This window comes from Sphingobium yanoikuyae (genome assembly GCF_034424525.1).
In the GTDB taxonomy this organism is placed as follows: Bacteria; Pseudomonadota; Alphaproteobacteria; order Sphingomonadales; family Sphingomonadaceae; genus Sphingobium; species Sphingobium yanoikuyae.
In genome coordinates, this window is the sequence record NZ_CP139979.1 from 2,882,304 (window position 1) to 2,901,223 (window position 18,920).

17 protein-coding genes and 1 tRNA gene are annotated in these 18,920 nt (G+C 64.0%); 12 read left to right on the top strand and 6 right to left on the bottom strand.

Annotation, left to right across the window (positions count from 1 at the left end; genetic code table 11):
• Nucleotides 1-211 precede the first annotated feature (211 nt).
• From U0025_RS13270 to U0025_RS13290, 5 genes are read left to right on the top strand one after another with little or no spacing between them, the layout of a single operon-like run.
• Entirely contained in the window at nt 212-2,263 is a 2,052-nt protein-coding gene (locus U0025_RS13270; protein ID WP_004207872.1) for a nucleoside-diphosphate sugar epimerase/dehydratase, read from the top strand.
• Nucleotides 2,264-2,275: 12 nt separating this feature from the next.
• Nucleotides 2,276-3,490, top strand: a complete 1,215-nt coding sequence (locus U0025_RS13275) for a DegT/DnrJ/EryC1/StrS family aminotransferase (RefSeq protein ID WP_004207873.1) — start codon at nt 2,276-2,278, stop codon at nt 3,488-3,490.
• Nucleotides 3,487-4,359: a sulfotransferase family protein gene (locus U0025_RS13280; protein ID WP_254792242.1), complete on the top strand. Its 873-nt coding sequence runs from the start codon at nt 3,487-3,489 to the stop codon at nt 4,357-4,359. Before U0025_RS13275 ends, U0025_RS13280 begins: the two co-directional genes overlap by 4 nt.
• Nucleotides 4,360-4,394: 35 nt before the next feature.
• Nucleotides 4,395-4,952: a polysaccharide biosynthesis/export family protein gene (locus U0025_RS13285; protein WP_004207875.1), complete on the top strand. Its 558-nt coding sequence runs from the start codon at nt 4,395-4,397 to the stop codon at nt 4,950-4,952.
• Nucleotides 4,953-4,987: 35 nt separating this feature from the next.
• On the top strand, nt 4,988-6,217 hold the full coding sequence (locus tag U0025_RS13290) for an outer membrane beta-barrel protein (protein WP_037490363.1): 1,230 nt from the start codon (nt 4,988-4,990) through the stop codon (nt 6,215-6,217).
• On the opposite strand, the gene U0025_RS13295 is transcribed toward U0025_RS13290, so the two are convergent.
• The 4 genes from U0025_RS13295 to U0025_RS13310 form a co-directional block, all read right to left on the bottom strand.
• A complete protein-coding gene (locus U0025_RS13295; RefSeq protein ID WP_004207877.1) occupies nt 6,214-7,338 on the bottom strand; it encodes a glycosyltransferase family 4 protein in 1,125 nt (374 codons plus the stop codon). The genes U0025_RS13290 and U0025_RS13295 overlap by 4 nt on opposite strands.
• Nucleotides 7,335-8,726 carry an HlyD family type I secretion periplasmic adaptor subunit gene (locus U0025_RS13300; protein ID WP_004207878.1) on the bottom strand — a complete coding sequence of 464 codons (1,392 nt, stop codon included), beginning with the start codon at nt 8,724-8,726 and terminating at the stop codon, nt 7,335-7,337. The genes U0025_RS13295 and U0025_RS13300 overlap by 4 nt, the downstream gene beginning before the upstream one ends.
• Nucleotides 8,726-10,891: a type I secretion system permease/ATPase gene (locus tag U0025_RS13305; RefSeq protein ID WP_004207879.1), complete on the bottom strand. Its 2,166-nt coding sequence runs from the start codon at nt 10,889-10,891 to the stop codon at nt 8,726-8,728. The genes U0025_RS13300 and U0025_RS13305 overlap by 1 nt, the downstream gene beginning before the upstream one ends.
• A 642-nt stretch (nt 10,892-11,533) precedes the next feature.
• Nucleotides 11,534-11,608 (bottom strand) — tRNA-Gln (locus U0025_RS13310).
• 162 nt (nt 11,609-11,770) lie between these two features.
• Between U0025_RS13310 and U0025_RS13315 the strand changes: the two genes are divergently transcribed.
• The 3 genes from U0025_RS13315 (at nt 11,771) to U0025_RS13325 (ending at nt 13,484) form a co-directional block, all read left to right on the top strand.
• Nucleotides 11,771-12,280 (top strand): MarR family winged helix-turn-helix transcriptional regulator, encoded by a 510-nt coding sequence (locus U0025_RS13315; RefSeq protein ID WP_004207880.1) that lies wholly within the window; start codon nt 11,771-11,773, stop codon nt 12,278-12,280.
• A gap of 169 nt (nt 12,281-12,449) precedes the next feature.
• On the top strand, nt 12,450-12,773 hold the full coding sequence (locus U0025_RS13320; protein WP_004207881.1) for a hypothetical protein: 324 nt from the start codon (nt 12,450-12,452) through the stop codon (nt 12,771-12,773).
• A 387-nt stretch (nt 12,774-13,160) separates the two neighbouring features.
• Nucleotides 13,161-13,484, top strand: coding sequence for a hypothetical protein (locus tag U0025_RS13325; protein WP_270091006.1), 324 nt, complete (start codon nt 13,161-13,163; stop codon nt 13,482-13,484).
• Nucleotides 13,485-13,678: 194 nt separating this feature from the next.
• Here U0025_RS13325 and U0025_RS13330 read toward each other — a convergent pair whose 3' ends face one another.
• Nucleotides 13,679-14,245: a helix-turn-helix domain-containing protein gene (locus tag U0025_RS13330; protein ID WP_247594422.1), complete on the bottom strand. Its 567-nt coding sequence runs from the start codon at nt 14,243-14,245 to the stop codon at nt 13,679-13,681.
• 27 nt (nt 14,246-14,272) lie between these two features.
• Here U0025_RS13330 and U0025_RS13335 point away from each other — a divergent pair, with 27 nt between their 5' ends.
• The gene (locus U0025_RS13335; protein ID WP_004207883.1) at nt 14,273-15,175 is read left to right on the top strand and encodes a DMT family transporter; all 903 of its coding nucleotides are present in this window, start codon (nt 14,273-14,275) and stop codon (nt 15,173-15,175) included.
• Nucleotides 15,176-15,199: 24 nt separating this feature from the next.
• On the opposite strand, the gene U0025_RS13340 is transcribed toward U0025_RS13335, so the two are convergent.
• Complete coding sequence (locus U0025_RS13340) at nt 15,200-15,958, bottom strand: enoyl-CoA hydratase (RefSeq protein WP_004207884.1); 759 nt, start codon at nt 15,956-15,958, stop codon at nt 15,200-15,202.
• Between the two features lie 98 nt (nt 15,959-16,056).
• Between U0025_RS13340 and U0025_RS13345 the strand changes: the two genes are divergently transcribed.
• The 3 genes from U0025_RS13345 to U0025_RS13355 all read left to right on the top strand — a co-directional run bounded on the left by U0025_RS13345 (nt 16,057) and on the right by U0025_RS13355 (nt 18,898).
• The gene (locus U0025_RS13345) at nt 16,057-17,049 is read left to right on the top strand and encodes a bile acid:sodium symporter family protein (RefSeq protein WP_004207885.1); all 993 of its coding nucleotides are present in this window, start codon (nt 16,057-16,059) and stop codon (nt 17,047-17,049) included.
• Nucleotides 17,046-17,561 (top strand): phosphoribosyltransferase, encoded by a 516-nt coding sequence (locus U0025_RS13350; RefSeq protein ID WP_004207886.1) that lies wholly within the window; start codon nt 17,046-17,048, stop codon nt 17,559-17,561. The genes U0025_RS13345 and U0025_RS13350 overlap by 4 nt, the downstream gene beginning before the upstream one ends.
• 83 nt (nt 17,562-17,644) lie before the next feature.
• Nucleotides 17,645-18,898 carry an aromatic ring-hydroxylating oxygenase subunit alpha gene (locus U0025_RS13355; RefSeq protein ID WP_004207887.1) on the top strand — a complete coding sequence of 418 codons (1,254 nt, stop codon included), beginning with the start codon at nt 17,645-17,647 and terminating at the stop codon, nt 18,896-18,898.
• The last annotated feature ends 22 nt before the right edge of the window (nt 18,899-18,920 follow it).

An 18,920-nucleotide genomic window follows, 5' to 3' on the forward strand; every position in this document is an offset into this window, starting at 1 on the left:
TTTTGAGCATGGTAGGGCATTTGGGGGGAGGCGCCCCACCACAAGAGCCATCACCGTACCCCTCTTCGGGATGTCCCTATGCCCAGCTTACCGCAGGCGGCCATCGACCTAACCTGTTCAAGGAGGCCGTGTTCGGATGGATCTCGTGGCCTGAGCGCCCGGGCGCTCAGGCGGTCACCGAAACTTGGCTTGCATCGACAAGGGGAAAACCATGCCTATAGCCGGTGAACTTCGCGCCCTGTTTCGCAAATGGCGCACACCTACCTATATGGCCTATGATTCATGGGCGATAGCAACCTCGCTCGGCATCGCCCTGATCCTGCGCATGAACGGTGCCGTCCCGGAGCATATGGTCGACGGCGCGTTGCACAGCCTGCCGATCTTCATCCTTGTGGGCCTGGTGACCTTTCATTGGAGCGGGCTTTACAACCGCATCTGGCGCCTCGCCTCCCTGCCGGACCTGATCCGGCTGGTCGAGGCCGCGATCCTGGCCATCACCGCAACGATGATCGTCCTGATGCTGAGCCAGGGACAGCGCTGGATGCCCACTTCGGTGCCGTTCATCCAATGCCTGGTCCTGATCTCGCTCCTGTCCGCCGGGCGCCTGTGGCGCCGCGTGCTGCGCAACATGACGCGCGGCCTGAACCGCATCAACCTGCCCGGCATGCGCGACAATGCGCGACGCTCCGACATCGCCGTCAGCCAGCAGCGCGCCCTGATCGTGGGTCATCCCGAATATGTCGAAACCATCCTGCGCCATCTGGAGATGCTGCCGACGCCCCCCTATCTGCCCGTCGGCATTCTCGACCTGGACAGCGGCGAGGCGCATTTGCGGCTACGAGGCGTGCCGATGCTGGGCGGGGTCGAAGCGATCGACCATGTCGTGTCGCACCTCACCGCGCGCAATCAGCGGCCCACCTGCATCATCCTGGCCACAGGTCCCGAGGACGTGGTCGGCCCGCAAAAGCTGAAACTGGTCACGGCGGCGCAAACGCTCAACCTGTCCGTCTTGCGTGCGCCGCCGGCAACGGAGATCAACAAGCCGCTCGACCTCCAGCTGATCAATCTCGCCGATCTGCTCGACCGGCCCCAGACCCAGCTCGACGCGCAAATCGTCCATCGGGCGATCAAGGGGCAGCGCGTGCTGATCACTGGCGCCGGAGGATCGATCGGTCGGGAACTGGCACGCCAGGTTGCCGTCTTCGAGCCGTCCGAACTGCTGCTGCTCGATTGTGGCGAGTTCAATCTTTATTCGGTCGAAATGGAAATCCGGGAAAATTATCCCGCCATTTCCTGCCATGCGCTGCTCTGTTCGGTGCGGCAGCGGCAACATGTGATGGCCGTATTTGCCGAATGGAAACCCCATTTCGTCTTTCATGCCGCCGCGCTCAAACATGTGCCGTTGGTCGAGACCAATGTCTGCGCGGGTGTGCAGACCAACGTGCTCGGCACATGCAATGTCGCGGACGCGGCCAAGCGCCATGGCGTCAGGGCCATGGTTCAGGTGTCGACCGACAAGGCCGTCAATCCGGTCGGCGTGATGGGTGCCACGAAGCGGCTGGGCGAACTTTACTGCCAGGCGCTTGACCTCGAAGGCGCCGGAAACCCCGGCGCACCACGCTTCATGACCGTCCGCTTCGGCAATGTGCTGGGCTCCAGCGGCTCGCTCATTCCCCTGTTCCAGCGCCAGTTGGAGAGCCGCTCGCCGCTCACCGTGACGCATCCGGAAATCACGCGCTTCTTCATGACCGTGCACGAGGCCGTGCAACTCATCCTGCACAGCACCGCGCGCGCCATGGAATATGGCCTGAAACGCGGGCGCATCATCGTGCTCGACATGGGCGAACCGGTAAAGATCATCGACATCGCCCGGCGCATGATCCGCCTGGCCGGCCTCGCCCCCGAGCGAGACGTGCCGATCAAGATCGTCGGCCTTCGCCCCGGCGAGAAGCTGTATGAGGAATTGTTCGACGAACGCGAACGCCAGTTGCCGTCCGACCTTACCGGCGTGTTCGAGGCCGAACCGGTGCCCGTACCGCCGGCACGGCTGCAGGCCGGCTTTGAGCAACTGGAACGCGCCGTCCTGGCCCATGATCAGGTCGAGGTGCGCCATCTGCTGTTCGAGATGCTGGATGCCGTGACCAGGGAAGCCCCGCTGCCGCCCCGCCCCCTGGACAAGGAAAATTGCCTCACGGCCATCAAAAAATCGCAGATCGCCAAGCCGACATGGCCGCAGGACGGCGCCGTCCGCCAGATGCAATAAGGGAGGGAAAGGATGCTGGCTCGCCCCCATCATGACGCCATCCCGCAGCGCTCCATGTCGATCGTGTCGCAATGGCCAGTCTATGCGCCGGACGAGATCGCCGCCGTAACCGGGATATTGGAAACCGGGCGTGTCAACGCCCTGCATCATGGCGAATGCTGTGCGGCATTGGAGCAGGGCTTTGCCGAACTGTGCGGCATGCCCCACGCCATTGCCCTGGCCAACGGGACGCTCGCGCTGGAAGTGGCGCTCAGGGCGCTGGGCATCGGCCCTGGCGACGAGGTGATCGTCCCCGCACGCAGCTTCATGGCTTCGGCGAGCTGCGTCGTGGCCTGTGGCGCCACCCCCGTCTTTGCCGATGTCGATGAAGTGACCCAGGGGCTCAGCCCCGACACGATAGCCGCCTGCCTGACAGCCCGGACCCGCGCGATCATCGTCGTCCATCTGGCCGGCCATCCCGCCCCGATGGAGGAAATCTGCGCGCTCGCCGCGGCCCGGGACATCCGGATCATAGAGGATTGCGCGCAGGCCCATGGCGCGACGCGCCACGGCCGGGTCATGGGCGGGTTCGGCGACGCGGCCGCATTTTCATTCTGTACCGACAAGATCATGTCGACTGGCGGCGAAGGCGGACTGCTGCTGCTGCGCGATCCCGACATATGGAAGCGGGCCTGGGCGTTGAAGGATCATGGCAAGGATCCCGAACTGATGGTGCAGGGGGGCAATGGCGTGTCCTTCCGCTGGCTCCACAATCATTTCGGCAGCAACTATCGGATGACCGAGATGCAGGCCGCGATCGGCGTTGCGCAGCTCAGGAAGCTGCCAACCTGGCTTCGGCAGCGGCGCGACAATGCCCGGATATTGCGGCACATATTGGCAGACATTCCAGCGCTCCGCCTGATCGACCCGGAACCCGGGATCGACCCTGCCTATTATAAATTCTATGCGTTCCTGCGGCTCGAACGGCTGAAGGATGGCTGGTCGCGCGATCGGATCATCGAAACGGCGCGAGAGCTAGGCGTGCCGTGCCAGTCGGGCAGTTGCCCTGAAATCTATCTCGAACGCGCGTTCACCGACGCGGCGATGGGCCCGTCAAACCGACTGCCCGTCGCCAGGCGACTGGGGGAAACCAGCCTGTTGCTGCCTGTCGATCCCAGCCTGTCCGCCGCCGATTGCGTCTATATGGGCAATATCCTGCGCACAGTCATCGAACAGGGAGCCCGATGATGTTTCCGGACGGCCGTCGCCCACATTTCATCATCATCGGTGCGGTCAAGGGGGCGACCACCTGGATCGCCCATCAGTTGCGCTGCCATCCCAATCTGTGGCTGCCCAAGACCGAACCCCATTATTTCAGCAGTGACTATGCCCGCGGCACGGACTGGTATGCCACGCTGTTCGACGAAGCGCCGCCGGACCGCATTCTTGGCGAAAAGTCGGCTGACTATCTGGCGCATCCCGATGCCGCCGATCGCCTGTTCCAGACGCTGCCCGGAGCACGGTTGATCGTGCAATTGCGCGATCCCGTGCAGCGCGCCTATTCCGATTACTGCATGCTCTACCGGCGCGGGATGGTCGGCGGCGATCCCCGCAAATATCTGCAGGGCCAGCGCAGTGCCGAGCGGCGGTTCCTTGCAAGCGGTCTTTATGCGCGACACCTCGATCGCTTCCTGAAGCTGTTCCCGCGCGAGCAGCTGCATGTGCTGCTCTACGAGGACATGGCCCATTCCGCCGAACAGATGATCGTCGACATATGCAGACATATTGGCGTCCCTGCCCATATTGCTCCCGATCAGCTGGACAGCCGGAAGAACGACAGCAGCACGCCGCTATTGCCGTTGACGCTGCGACGGCTGCTGCGCCCCATGCGACCGGCCCTGGACCCGCTGCGGAGCAACCCCGTATTCGCCCGGGTACGCGCATCGCTGGCATCACCGGTGCGCTATCCACCACTGGATGGCGAACTGCACAAGATGCTGAGAGCTTATTATCGTGACGATGTTTTGCGGCTGCAGGACATGCTTCAACGGGATCTGAGTATGTGGCTCGGCGGCGGCATTTCCACGCCGGCGGGCGCCACGCGTGCCCGCGCCTAAAGCGGCAACCAAGGCCATGAAGACGGGAGGATAGCATGGAAAAGCGCTTGTTGATCTCGATAGCCCTTGCCCTGTTCGCCACGGGACCGGGTGGCTGCGCCGGACCGGAAGCCAAGCTGACGCCGCTGGCCACTGCCGCCCCCACCCCCTATCAGCTCGGTCCCGGCGACCAGGTCCGCCTCAATGTCTATGGGCTGGACATGATGAGCGAGACCTATCTCATCTCGGACACGGGCATGCTGTCCTTGCCGATGGTCGGCAACATCCCGGCTTCGGGCAAGACCGTCGACGGACTGCAGGCCGATGTCGCCGCCGCCTTGCGCGCGCAACAATTGGTACTCGATCCCAAGGTCAGCGCCCAGATCATCGCCTATCGCCCGTTCTTCATTACTGGCGAGGTGCAAAAGCCTGGCCAATATCCCTTTGTCCCGGGCATGTCGGTCATGACCGCCGTGTCGGTCGCCGGCGGCTTCACCTTCCGCGCCAACACGAAGACGGTGAAAATCACGCGTGCCAATATGGCCGGCAGTGCGACCCAGACCAGTCCGGTCCAGCCCGGCGATCTGATCGAGATTCGTGAAAGCTGGTTCTGAGCGTGTGCCAGAACGGGTCTGGTCGCGCAGCGCGTTTGCGCTGGCGCTATCGTCGCCTGCCGCTCGTGATCGCGTTCGCGCTCGGCGGCTCGCCCCTGGTCGCGCAGGATATCACCCGCACGACCCCGATCGACGATCTCCCGCGCCCCGGCTATGAGCCGCGCACCATTCAAACCGGCGGCTTTGTCATCGAACCCCGGTTGGACCTGGGCGTGCGGTTCGACAACAATATCTTCGCCACCGACGAAAACCGGAAATCCGACACCATTTTTCTGGTGCGGCCAAGCGTGGAGGTAAAGCGCGACACCGACACGTCGATGTTCTTCCTGCGCGGCTACGGCGAATTTTCGCGCTACGCCAAGACCTCACAGGAAAATACCGATCAGTTCGGCATTCGCGCAAGCTATCGCAAAGGGTTCGGCGACCGGCACTGGGTGACGGCGACAGCATCCTTTGACCGGACCTTCGACAGACGCGGCGCGCCCGAGGCCAATCCCGACCTGACGCAATCGCCAGCGCTTATCAATGTGACCAACGGCGATCTGGAATATCGCTATGATGGTCCGCGCATCGGCGTGACAGCCACAGCCGGGGTGACGAAGCTCGACTATCTCTCGCTCGAGGATTCCGATCGCGACATGCTGACATACCGCGTCGCGGTGAAGGGACAGGTCAAGCTGTCACAGCGCGTGGCCGTTTTCGTCCAGCCCTATCTCAACGATCGCGAGCCGCGCCTCAAGACAGACCGCAACGGCGTCGATCGCTCGACCACGACCTATGGTGCATTGGCCGGCGTATCCTTGGAACTGGGTGACAAGCTCAACGGCAATATTGGTATCGGCATATTTCATTCCAATCCTCGCGACCTTGCCCTTGATGCGTTTACCGGCCTGTCCGCCAACGGCCAGCTGACCTGGCGCCCGCAGACCCGTACCGCCGTCCGCCTGGATATTTTCCGCGGTGATGTGGCGACAATCCGCGCCGGCGCAATGGGACGCATCGACACGCGTATCGACCTGGGCATCGACCAGGAGGTACGGCACAACCTGATTGTGCGCGGGTCTGTCGGGATGCGAAACGTCCATTATCGCGAGAGTTTCGATGCCGATCAGCGCTATTGGACCGGCGAAGGCGGCGCACGCTATCTGCTCAACCGCCATATGTGGATCGAGGCGGTGGCGACCTATACCCGCCGGACAGCCGATACGGCGGCCGACGAATTCAGCAAATGGCAGGGCATGATCCGGTTGGGCCTGACCTATTAGGCGCCGGCGACAGCGCGCACATCGTCGACCAGCCTGTCCCATTGTTCGATGATCGCCGGCGACGCGAAACGGGTTGCCGATTGCCGGGCCGCGATGCCGAGGCGCATGCGCAGCGCAGCATCTCCCATGATCCGGTCGAGCGCGGCCGCCAGCGCGCCGGCATCGCCATCGGGCACGAGCAGGCCATCGACGAGATTATCGACCATTTCCGCAGGGCCGAAATCGCAATTGAAGGCGACGACCGGCAAGCCCGCCGCCATCGCTTCGCCCAGAACATTGGCAAAGCCTTCATAGCGGGACGACAGAACCATCGCATCCGCCTTGGCCAACCAACCGCCCGGCGTCTCGCTCTTTCCGGGTAGTTCGATACGATGGGAAAGACCAAGTGAGGCGACCTGCCGTTCCAGCATGCCGCGCATTTCCCCCTCTCCCCAGATACGCAGGTTCCAGTCCGGATGCAGGCGCGCGACCTTGGCAAAGGCCTCGATCAGGAGATCGAACCCCTTTTGGTGGGTCAACCGCCCGACACCCACCAGGACCCGCTGCGCACCAGCCGCCGAGGCAGGCGGTGCGATGGCCTCGATCGGGTTGTGGATGACGCGCGCAAGCGACCGCGCCGACTGAGGCAGACAGTCCAGGCTGGCCCGGGTCTGCATCACGATCCCCGCCGCCCACGGATACAGCTGTGCCAGCAGCGCATTCCAGGCATTATTGGCATTCTGCGCACGGGGATTATTCCGCTCCGAGACGATGATTTTCCGTCCGGTGCCGATCGCCGCCGTCAGCGTGAGGACGTTGATCTTGGTCAGGAGCGAGATCACGACATCGGGCCGCGCGTCCTTCAGTTGCCGGCGGATAGCAAGAATGCGTCGCCCTTGCGCCATCAGGGTCGAAGCGGGGTTGCGTCCGGGCGGAATGTCAAAGCGCCGGATTTCCACTGCGGGGTCGAAGCGGTGATAGACAGGATCCTGTGGCCGATCGAAGGCCATGATCGTCACCCGCCAGCCGCGGGCAACCCAGGCGGAGGAGATAAGGCTGACAACGCGTTCTGCGCCGCCCGCGCCCAGTCCCGCGATCACGAACAGGACATGGCATGGCCGCGCGGCCGGAGCGGCGCTCACCGTTCCCGTCCCGCTTCGTCACGCACCGCCTGGAGCGGGCTCAGCAGATAGGAGCCGACGCTGCGCCGACCGGTGCGGATATCGGCCGTCACCTCCATACCCGGCACCAGTTGGACCAGCCGACCGTCGCGGGTATGCCATTGACGGTCCATCGTAATCCTGGCGGTATAGACGAGGCCGAGCTTTTCGTCCTCGACCGCATCGGTGCTGATGCTTTCGATCCGCCCCTCGACCACGCCATGGCGTGTGAAGGGAAAAGCCGCGAGCTTGACGCCCACATCCTGTCCGGCGCGCACAAAACCGATATCCTTGTTGAATATCTTGACCATAGCCACCAGTTGCCCGCGCGCCGGGACGATCAGCATCAGCGGCTTTCCGACTTCCACAACCCCGCCCACCGTGTGCACCGACAGCTGGGCTACCGTGCCATCGATCGGGCTGACCAGCCGCTGCAGGGCAGAGCGCCGACTGGCCTTGACCATCTCCTCGCGACGCAAGCGGGCCTCCACCTCGGCCTTGGTCAGATCCTCCAATATCCTGGCGCGGCTCGTCCCGACGGACTGGGTACGGCTGGCACTGGCCTGCGCCATCTGCGCGCGTGCCTTGGCCGCGGTTTCGAGCGCGATCTGCCGATCCCGAGCCAAGCCAAGCCGCTGTCGGCGCATCTCGATCACGCGCAATTTGGAGACATAGCCCTTGGCGAGCAATTTCTGGTTGGCTTCGATCTGTTCATCCACCAGCGGCAGGGTTTCGGCCAGCTTGGTGGCCGACAATGTCGCTTCGGCATAGGTGGCCGAGGCAGCTTGCCGGTCGGCATCATGCGCTCCGGTCTCGCCCATGATGCCCTCCAGCTGCGCCCGGGCGAGTGCGATCTGCAGCTCCGTCATTTCCGGCGAGGTGCCCGGCGGCGGCACGAAGCGCAGGCCGTGGCCGTCGAGCGAGGACAGCATGGCCCGCCCCCGTGCCGCATCCAGCTCGGCCGCTTCCAGTGCCCTGCGCGCCTGGATCGCGTCGGCCGAGGACACGGTCGGGTCCAGTTCGAGCAGCGCCTGGCCGGCATGAACCGACTGGTTGTCCCGCACCAATATGGAGCGCACCACCCCCGCATCCGCAGGCTGTATCAGCTTCACATTATCGGCCGGGATCAACTGCCCGGGGGCCGAAGCAACCACGTCGATCTGGCCGAAGATCAGCCACAACAAGGCGATGGCCAGCCCCAACATCAGCAACCACGCCGTATAGCGCGCCGTGGGTGACACCGGCCGTTCGACGATCTCGATAGCCGCGGGCAGGAAATCGACCTCCTCGGATCGGACCAGCGTGCGCGCCCGCACCCTTTCGTCACGCCATGCCTGCCGGCCCGTCGCCCATATGCCCTGCGCGCCCATCACACCGCCCGCGCCATGCCGGTCCGCGTCTGGGTCCGATAGAGTTTGGCATAGCGGCCATTGCGAGCGATCAGTTCCTCATGCGATCCGCGCTCGACGATATGGCCCTGTTCCATCGTGACGATGCTGTCGCAATCCCGGATCGCGGACAGGCGGTGGGCAATGATGATGACCGTGCGTCCCGCGGCCATCGCCTTGAGATTGGCCTGCACGATCTCCTCGCTCTCGGCATCGAGCGCCGATGTCGCCTCATCGAAGATCAGGATACGGGGCTTGCTCATCAACGCGCGGGCAATCGCAATCCGCTGGCGCTGGCCACCCGACAAATTGACGCCACGTTCTTCAATCATGCTGTCATAGCCGAGCGGCAACCCCATGATGAAGTCATGGGCACCGGCCAGCCGGGCGGCGGACATCACCTCCGACAAAGGCGCGATCGGGCTGGAAAGCGCGATATTTTCGCGCAGGGTGCAGTTGAACAGCAGATTTTCCTGGAGGACCACGCCGATCTGGCGTCGCAGCCAGGTCGGATCGATCTGTGCGATGTCGATATCATCGATCAGGATGCGCCCGGCTGCCGGGAGGTAGAGGCGCTGAAGCAGCTTGGCGAGTGTGGACTTGCCGGAGCCCGAGGATCCGGCGATGCCCAAAGTCCCGCCTGCAGGCAGGCCCAAATCGATATTCTCCAGCGTCCAGGGGCCTTCATCGCCATAGCGGAAGCGAACGCCCTCGAAGCGGATATTGCCTCTGATCGACGGCAGCGTCGTCCGCGAGTATCCGATCCGCTCGATCGGCGCATCCAGCACCAGCCCCAGTTGCGCCACCGACAGCCGGACCTGCTGAAAGTCCTGCCACAATTGCGCCATGCGGATGACCGGAGAAGACACGCGTTGGGCAAACATGTTGAAGGCGACGAGCGCCCCCACCGTCATCGTGCCCGCGATCACCTGCCCTGCCCCGAAAAACAGGATCGTCGCCGCCCCCAGCTTCGAGATGAGCTGAACCAGCTGGCTGCTGTTGTTGGCAAGGTTGATCGCGCGCTGATTGGACGTGCTGTAAGCCGCCAGCTGCAATTCCCAGCGATGATTCCATTGCGGCTCGACGGCTGCCGCCTTGATCGTCTGCATGCCCGATATGCTTTCGATCAGCAGGGCATTATTGGCCGCGCCTCGATCGAATTTCTCGGCAAGGCGCCGACGCAGCGGCCCTGTCACCATGATCGAGACCGCGACATAGGCCGGTATGGTGAGCAACACGATCCCGGTCAGCAGCGGCGAATAAAGCCACATGGCCAGAAGGAAGACCAGGGTGAACGCCGGATCGATCAGCACCGACAGCGAGGCATTGGTCAGAAATTCGCGGATCGCCTCCAGCTGTCGAACGCGCATCACCGTATCGCCGACACGCCGCCCCTCGAAATAGGTCAATGGCAGGCGCAGCACATGGCGGAACAGGCGCACGCCCAGTTCGACATCGATCTTCTGGCAGGTCTCCGAATAGAGGCGGGTCCGCAACCAGCCAAACCCCACTTCCCAGAAGGACACCAGCACGAAGCCCAGCATCAGCACCTGCAGGGTGGCCAGCGTATTATGGACCAGCACCTTGTCGATGACATTCTGGAAAAAGAGCGGCGCGGCAAGCCCCAGGAGATTGATGCACAAGGTGATGAGCAGAACCTCGCCCACCAGGCGGCGGTAACGCACAATCTGGGGAATGAACCAGCTTATGTCGAACCGCTTCATCTCACCGCCGGTGCCGGCGCGGGTGGCAAGCAGGATCAGCTCTCCGGACCAGATTTCATCCAGCGCTGCCCGATCCAGCGTCTCCACAGGATGCCCGGGCCGCTGGATCAGGACGCCATGCTCCTTGATCCTGCCCATGATGAACCATTGCCCATTGGCCGCTTGCGCGAGCGCCGGTAGCGACAGACGCTGCAGGCGATCATAATCGGCCCGAACGCTGCGTGCGCGCACGCCTGGCTGACGCTTGCCAAGGCGCAGCAGATCCTTGCTGTCCAGTGGATTTGAATGCCCCAGCTCCTGCCGCAATACCTGGGGATCGACGACGACATAGTGCATGGCGAGCAGGGTCGCGAGCGCCACCAGCCCGGTTTCGTCCGGGGGGATCGGGCGCTTCCTGTCTGGATCGATCGTCGCTGCGTTCATCCTCGCCGGCGCCTCATTCTCACTGTCTCGACCGCCGCCTCGCACCGCGCGGCGCCCCGATCCTGCGCCGAAACTAGCATGGCGGCGCGGGATGGCAGGGGCGATAAAGTCCGATTTGCGATTAGAAGGTATTACCGCTTCGGGAGAGTGCCCGCCCGTATTGTCTTCGCACGGCCTTGCAGGTTTCCGGCAAAATTCGACCATCGCAGCCATCTTCTCGGCTGATCGTCAGCCCATATCCGCGTCGAACCAGTCTCTGGCCATTCTCGAACCCAGCGACGGCGCTTGCAGCCGAAACATTCGGCTGCCGCGCACCGCGACAGCCCGCCATCAACCGCCGCGACAACCCGAAAACGAAGTGCCTCCGAAATCGACCTTGTCATGCCAGGCTGGCCTCCTCGTCCAGCTAGCATGTTGAATCGGATTTCCAGGCCCAAGGGAATCCTCAACGATCCTGTCAGATCGGATGAAGCGCTAGAACGCCGCAATCAGTGCAGTCCGCGGCGCGCCCGCGCATACCCCATTTGCCAAGTCGGCTTCCAAATACCGACAAGTCGCAATGGCGAGATTGCGCCATTTGGCACGGCAATTGGCAACGTATCGCGAGCGAAACGAAATAAATTAAATTATGTCAATGCATTATGGCTGGGGCGGCAGGATTCGAACCTGCGCATGGCGGCATCAAAAGCCGCTGCCTTACCGCTTGGCGACGCCCCAGCAATGCGCCGATCCAAGTCAGCGCGGGACCGCCATATAGCGGCTGATGCACGAAAGAAAAGCCCTCCTGACGATGGACTTCGCCTTTCCCTTTCCTTCCCGCCCAACCCATCTTAGGGATCAACGCCACGCCCCCTCCCCTCCAGCCGGAAACCCGCGCCGATGTCCGTCCAAGCCCCCTCGCCCAGCCAGATCGCACCGGCCTCGCCGCTGTTCCTGCGCGAGGACGAAATCCGGCGCGGCATCGAGATGCTCTATTTCGGCTATTCCGCGCTCACCCGGTCGATCGACGAGGGGCTGGCGGCGCAGGGCCTGGGCCGCGCCCATCACCGCGCCCTCTATTTCATCTCGCGCCAGCCCGACCTGACGGTGAAGGATCTGCTGCGCCTGCTGGCGATCACCAAGCAATCGCTCGGCCGGGTGCTCAATGACCTGATCGAGCGCGGCTATATCGAGACCCGGCCGGGCAGCAGCGACCGGCGGCAGAAACTGCTGCGCCTCAGCGCCGCCGGCCGCGCGCTGGAGGCCGAGCTTTTCCGCGCGCTGCGCGAGAAGATGGCGGCCGCCTATGCCCAGGCCGGACAGGGGTCCGTCACCGGTTTCTGGCGGGTGATGGAGGGCCTGATCCCCGATGCCGACCGGTCGATGGTGTTCGGCCTCAGCGGCGGCTGATCGCGAAACCACGCAACCTTATGGCCGCTGCCGCGCTTTTAGGAGCGTCGTGCGGAAAAGTGGGAACCGGTTTTCCGCTTAAAACGATGCGACAACAAGAGATTAGGCAGCGCCGCGTCAGATATGATGCGGCGCTGCCCAAGCCTTGCCAACGCAATGAGGAGACATCATGCGCGCACCCCTTGTGGCCATCACGGCCCTGTCCGCCCTGGGCCTCGGCCTGTCCGCCTGCTCGGAAAAGGCATCGGACAATCTGGAAAATGCCGGCTCCGCGATCGGCAATGACGTCAGCAACGCCGTCGACGATGCTGGCGCGAAGATCGACAACGGCCTCGACCGCGCGGGCGCCGCGATCGACAATGGCGCGGACCGGATCGGCGCCGCGACCGACCGGGCGGCCGACGACGCCAAGCGCGAGGGCAAGGAAGCCAAGCAGGATGTCGGTGCCTCGCTGGAGCAGGCCGGCAAGGATCTGCGCAACGACAGCCATTGAGACGTATCGGGCCTCCCCATGGGGAGGCCCGGCCTCAGGCCGCGAGGCTATATCCGGACGGCCTGGACGCGACTGGAATTGGCTATTTCCATCTTCGTCATCCCGGCCCCTTCGACAGGCTCAGGCCCGGCTTGATCCGGGATCGCTTCAGCGCTCCCTATCCGCCGTAGTGCAGAATGGATCCTGACTTTCGTCAGGATGACGTCTGTGGAGATTGTCGGATTTCGATCAGAAGCGGCCATCGTCACCCCGGCCTTGAGCCGGGGGCCCGCTTCCTAATCTATTGCGAAGAAAAGCGGGATGCCGGGTCAAGCCCGGCATGACGGATGTGGGTAGGGCGGCTAACAACCACTAGCGGACATGCTTCATCCGGCGCATGATAGGGTCATGCCGGTTGCCCTTATCATCCCGCCATTATTTACCATTGGCCTTGGTATGTTGCTGGGCGGGATTTTTGGGCCAGCTTACCCTTTGCGGTGGTGGATACTGCGCTTGGGGCTCATCCCAATGCTTTGCCTCGGGGCGGCCGCCTATATTGCCGTTTATCCGACGCCAATTCCCACGAATTACGATCCAAATGTTCACGGAAATCCCGGCCGTAGCGATTTCGCCGCCATGTTGGTGTGGGGATTTGTTTTTCCCAGTGCATATCTCTTAGCGGCTGTACCAGTCTCGCTCGCCTATGCCATTTGGCGTCGACGTAAACCTTAGCGAACGTTCCGCTTTCCACCCAACTCCGTCACCCCAGCGAAGGCTGGGGTCTCAGGCGGCAGCAGAAAGAGGCCAGCCGTCTAGCGCTATCCGTTTATGTCGCGTTCGCCTGCCTGAGATGCCAGCCTTCGCTGGCATGACGGGATAAGGGCCAGCCCCTTCCCCCACCCATCCCGGCCATTCGTCCGCGCTGCCTAGAACACCACGTTGCGCACGAAGCGCAGCAGGTCCGTTCCGCGATTGACGAAGACATAGGGGCGGTCGCTGCTGAAGATGAGGAAGTCGCCCGCCGCGATCGTGCGCGTGCCGGCATCCATCTCGACCGTCAGCACCCCTTCCACCACATAGAGCATCTCGTGCCAGTTGGCGGCGTCCGCCTCGGCCGGGTAGCGGTCGCCCGGCGCCAGCGACCAGGTCCATAGCTCCGCCTCGCGCGCGGCCGGCACGGTGCCGAGCAGGGTCGCGCGGCTATGTGCATCCTCGCCCTGCCAGGCAAGGGTATCGATCCGGCTATTGTCGGGCATGTCGGGCGCGCGCACGACGTGGGAGAAACTGACGTCCAGCGCCTGCGCCAGCCGGTCGAGCGTCGACAGGCTGACATTGGCCTCGCCGCTCTCGATCCCCACCAGCATGCGCCGGCTGACTCCGGCCGCGCTGGCCAGCGCATCCTGGCTCAGCCCCTTGGCGGCGCGCAGGCGGCGGATATTGCCCGCGACATGGGAAAGAACGTCCGGGCGCGGGACTTCGACTTGACTGTGCAATATATTGCTCATAACGCGATGTGCATTATGTTGCACAATGCCGCCCTCGACAAGAGCCCAGCGCCCCGGCTGATCATCGGCCGTCCCGAATTCGCGCTGATCGGGATCACCGTGCTGTGGGGCGCGACCTTCCTGATCGTGCATCATGCCATGCAGCAGAGCGGGCCGCTCTTCTTCGTGGGGATGCGCTTCGGCACGGCGGCGCTGCTGGCGCTGCCGCTCGCCTGGCCGGTGTTGCGCGGCCTGACGGGGCGCGAACTGCTGGCCGGGTCGATGATCGGCCTTGGCATCTTCTGCGGCTACACGCTCCAGACCTGGGCGCTGCAGACCATATCCAGCAGCACATCCGCCTTCATCACCGCCGCCTATGTGCCGCTGGTGCCGATCCTCCAATGGGCGATATTGCGGCGCCGGCCGCGCTGGACCAGTTGGGTCGGCGTCGCGCTGGCCTTTGCCGGCCTGATCCTGATCGCCGCCCCGCGCGAAGGGCTGTCGCTGGGCAAGGGCGAGGCGCTGACGCTGATCAGCACGCTGGCGATCGCGCTGGAAATCATCTTCATCAGCCTGTGGGCCGGCAAGGTCGACATTGCCCGCGTCACGCTGGTGCAACTGGCGGTCACGTCGCTGCTCGCCTTCGGCCTGATGGCGCCGATGGGTGAGGCAATCCCGCCCTTTTCCTGGACAGTGATCCTGTCGGCCTGTGGCCTGGGCGCGATGACGGCGCTGATCCAGTTCGTGATGAACTGGGCGCAGCGCACCGTATCGCCGACCCGCGCGACCCTGATCTATGCCGGCGAGCCGGTCTGGGCCGGGATATTGGGCCGGATCGCGGGCGACCGCCAGCCCGCCACGGCGCTGGCCGGCGCGCTGCTGATCATCGCCGCCGTGATCGTGAGCGAACTGAAGTTCGAGCGCCGGGGCAAGGACTGATCCCTTCCCCCGGCCGCGCTTCGATCAGGCCCGCTTGAAGACCGGCGCGCGCTTTTCGAAAAAGGCCATGAACGCCTCCTGCGCCTCGGGCGAGGCCAGTGCTTCGCGGAACAGCCGGGCTTCCTCCGCGATCCGGGCCTGCAAGGCGGCGGGATCGCCCTTCATCAGCCGGCGCGTCGCCATCAGCGCCTGGGGCGGCTTGGCCATCAACGCCGCCGCCTTGGCGCGGGCATGGTCGAGCAGCGCCTCCCCTGTCACGATCGCCGTCACGAAACCGGCGCGATCCGCCCCTTCCGCATCCATCGGTTCGCCCAGCATCAGCATCGCGGCCGCCCTGGCATGGCCCATGATGGCGGGCGCGAGCAGGCTGGAGCCGGCCTCCGGCACGATGCCCAGATTGACGAAGGGCATGACGAAGCGCGCGTCGGGCGCAGCATAGACCAGGTCGCAATGGAACAGCATGGTGGTGCCGACGCCCACGGCCAGCCCCTGCACTGCCGCGACGATCGGCTTGTCGAAGGCAGCGATGGCGCTGATGAAGTCGAAGGCGGCAGCGCCGCCCTCCGGACCGGCCATGAAGTCCTTGAGGTCATTGCCGGCGCAAAAGGCGTCGCCCCGCCCCGCGAACAGCACCACGCCAATCTCCGGCCGGCTCGACGCATCGGCAAGCGCCGCCGTCATCGTCCGGTACATCGGCCCGGTCAGTGCATTCTTCTTGTCGGGCCGGTCGATATGGATTTCGAGCACGCCGTTCGTCTCGATGATGGCGATATGGTCGCTCACGCAAATTCTCTCCCGATACTCTGTGTCAAGGCTGTTGGCCCAGAGGATGGGGCGGCGTCTATCCTTTTCCAAGCCCCTTCCCTATGCCCGGAACCATGATGACTCGCCTGCGCCTGATCCTCGATCCCTTCCTCGTCCTGCTGCTCTGCACCGTTGCCCTAGCGTCGGTCCTGCCCGCCCGCGGCCAGGGCGCCCATCTCGCCTCGATCGTTGCGGATGCCGGCATCGTGCTGCTTTTTTTCCTGCATGGGGCAAAATTGTCGCGCGAGGCGATCTGGGGCGGCGCCAAGGCGTGGCAACTCCATCTCGCGACTCTGGGCACGACCTTCCTCTTCTTCCCGCTGGTCGGCATCCTGCTGCAACAGATCGGCGCGATCCCGGAGAATATGCGCGCGGGCCTGCTGTTCCTGGCGCTGCTGCCATCGACGGTGCAAAGCTCGATCGCCTTTACCGCGATTGCGCGCGGCAATGTCGCCGCGGCGGTGGTCAGCGCCTCCTTCTCCAACCTGCTCGGCATCGTGCTGACGCCGCTGCTGGTGGCATTGCTGATGCAGCGCGGCGGCAGCAACCTCATCTCCCTTTCCTCGGTCGAGGGGATCATGCTGCAATTGCTGCTGCCCTTCGTGCTGGGCCATCTTGCCCGCCCCTGGATCGGCGGCTTCGTGTCGCGGCACAAGACGCTGGTCGGCCGGGTCGATCGTACATCGATCCTGCTGGTGGTCTATTCCGCCTTCAGCGCGGCGGTGGTCGAAGGGCTGTGGCACCGGGTCTCGCGCGCGGAGCTGGCGCTGCTCGCGCTGCTCTGCATCGCCATGCTGGTGATCGTGCTGCTCTTCACCTGGGGGCTTGGCCGGCTGCTCGGCTTTTCCCGCGAGGATGCGATCGTGCTGCAATTTTGCGGCTCGAAGAAGAGCCTCGCTTCGGGCGTGCCGATCGCCGGTGTCCTATTCCCCGCAGCGGCCGTCGGGCCGATCATCCTGCCGGTCATGCTGTTCCACCAGATTCAGCTGATGGCTTGTGCCCTGCTGGCACGGCGCTATGGGGCGCAGGCGGCCGATAGGGCCGATTCGCAGATGGCAACCATATCATGACCCAACCGATCCTGACCGACATTCCGATGGAGAGCTTCCTCTCCCACATCGACGCCGTGGCCGGCGCGATCGCCAAATCGGACTGGCGGCCCGACTATATTGTCGGCGTCGGGCGCGGCGGGCTGGTGCCGGCCACCTATCTGTCCCACGCCATCAGCCAGCCGATGCTGTCGGTCGACCTGTCGGCCCAGGTCGTGGGCTTTTGCGACGAACTGCTCGACAAGCTGGTGGCGATGGCGGTCGAAGGATCGCGCCTGCTGTTCGTCGACGACATCAATGACAGCGGCCGCACGATCAACCAGTTGCGCGCGGCGCTGGCCGGCGCGCCAGCCGATCATCTGCGCTTTGCCGTGCTGATCGACAATGTCAGCTCGGCCGCCAAGGTCGAATATCGCGCGACCACGATCGACCGTGTCGTCACCAAGGACTGGTTCGTCTTCCCCTGGGAAGCGGTTGCCAGCCGCGCGTCGATCCTGTCGGACTGGGGCGAAGTGCCCGAACGGACCAGCTGAGAATAGCTGTCACAAAAATATAATGGAAATTCCCCGCCCGCTCGTTATACGAGCGTACAACTGCAATGGGGCATGCGGGGTAGATGGGCGAGACGGGATGCGGATCGGATCCGGACGCGGGCTATAGCCTGCCGGCATGGACCTATAGCGATCCCGAATTTTTCGCCGTCGAGACCCGCCGCATCTTCCGTCCGAGCTGGCAGATCGTCGCCCATGACAGCGACCTGCCGGCGCCGGGCGATTTCCATGTGCTGGACTATCTTGGCGAGAGCATCATCGTCATCCGCGGGGATGACGGCGAAGCCCGCGCCTTTACCAACGTGTGCCGCCACCGCGGCGCGCGCCTAGTGGACGGGCCCTCGGGTCGCACCAGAAAGCTGGTCTGTCCCTACCATGCCTGGACCTATGGTCTGGACGGATGCCTGACGGGCCTGCCAATGGCGGGCAGCTATGGTAGCCTCGACCGGTCCAGGCATGGACTTGCCGCGATCGAGATCGAAAATTTCCACGGCTTCCTTTTCGTCCGGCTGGAGGATGATGGCGGGCCGTCGGTGGCGCAGATGATGGCGCCCTATGTCGACGAGATCGCGCCCTATCGCTTTTCCGAACTGCGCGCGCTTGGCCGCGTCACGCTGCGCCCGCGTGCGGTGAACTGGAAGAATATCGGCGACAATTATTCCGATGGCCTGCATATCGCGGTCGCCCATCCCGGCCTCAAGCGACTGATGGGCGATGGCTATGGCGTCGAAGCCAGCCCCTATGCCGACAAGATGTGGGGGCCGATCCTCGACCGTCCGTCCGCCAACCTGTCCGAGCGCGCCTATCAGCATTTCCTGCCGGCCGTCCCGCATCTGTCGCCCGATCGGCAAAGGCTTTGGACCTATTTCAAGCTCTGGCCCAATTTCGCCTTCGACATCTATCCCGACCAGGTGGATTTCATGCAGTGGCTGCCGGTGTCGCCGACCCAGACGCTGATCCGCGAGATCAGCTACGCCCTGCCCGATGACCGCCGCGAGATGAAGGCGGCCCGCTATCTCAACTGGCGCATCAATCGTCAGGTCAATGCCGAGGATACCGAGCTTGTCGCCCGCGTGCAGGCGGGCATGGCGTCGGACAGTTTCACCGTCGGCCCCTTAAGCGACCAGGAAGTCGCGCTGCGCCATTTCTGCGCACGGATGCGCACCATCATTCCGCAGGCGCGCCAGCATCGCGCGCCGAAAATGGGATGGTCTTTCGACTATCATGATTCTCGTCATTCCCGCGCAGGCGGGGATCCATCCCCCGACCTCACCTATGGGGAGATGGCTGGAGATGGATCCCCGCCTGCGCGAGGATGACGGCGCTTTTCGGGGAGGGATA

Coding starts and splice junctions, on each gene's coding strand:
- U0025_RS13270 (WP_004207872.1), top strand. CDS start 212: ATGCCTATAGCCGGTGAACTTCGCGCCCTGTTTCGCAAATGGCGCACA.
- U0025_RS13275 (WP_004207873.1), top strand. CDS start 2,276: ATGCTGGCTCGCCCCCATCATGACGCCATCCCGCAGCGCTCCATGTCG.
- U0025_RS13280 (WP_254792242.1), top strand. CDS start 3,487: ATGATGTTTCCGGACGGCCGTCGCCCACATTTCATCATCATCGGTGCG.
- U0025_RS13285 (WP_004207875.1), top strand. CDS start 4,395: ATGGAAAAGCGCTTGTTGATCTCGATAGCCCTTGCCCTGTTCGCCACG.
- U0025_RS13300 (WP_004207878.1), bottom strand. CDS start 8,726: ATGGGCGCGCAGGGCATATGGGCGACGGGCCGGCAGGCATGGCGTGAC.
- U0025_RS13305 (WP_004207879.1), bottom strand. CDS start 10,891: ATGAACGCAGCGACGATCGATCCAGACAGGAAGCGCCCGATCCCCCCG.
- U0025_RS13315 (WP_004207880.1), top strand. CDS start 11,771: ATGTCCGTCCAAGCCCCCTCGCCCAGCCAGATCGCACCGGCCTCGCCG.
- U0025_RS13320 (WP_004207881.1), top strand. CDS start 12,450: ATGCGCGCACCCCTTGTGGCCATCACGGCCCTGTCCGCCCTGGGCCTC.
- U0025_RS13325 (WP_270091006.1), top strand. CDS start 13,161: ATGCCGGTTGCCCTTATCATCCCGCCATTATTTACCATTGGCCTTGGT.
- U0025_RS13335 (WP_004207883.1), top strand. CDS start 14,273: ATGTTGCACAATGCCGCCCTCGACAAGAGCCCAGCGCCCCGGCTGATC.
- U0025_RS13345 (WP_004207885.1), top strand. CDS start 16,057: ATGACTCGCCTGCGCCTGATCCTCGATCCCTTCCTCGTCCTGCTGCTC.
- U0025_RS13350 (WP_004207886.1), top strand. CDS start 17,046: ATGACCCAACCGATCCTGACCGACATTCCGATGGAGAGCTTCCTCTCC.
- U0025_RS13355 (WP_004207887.1), top strand. CDS start 17,645: ATGGGCGAGACGGGATGCGGATCGGATCCGGACGCGGGCTATAGCCTG.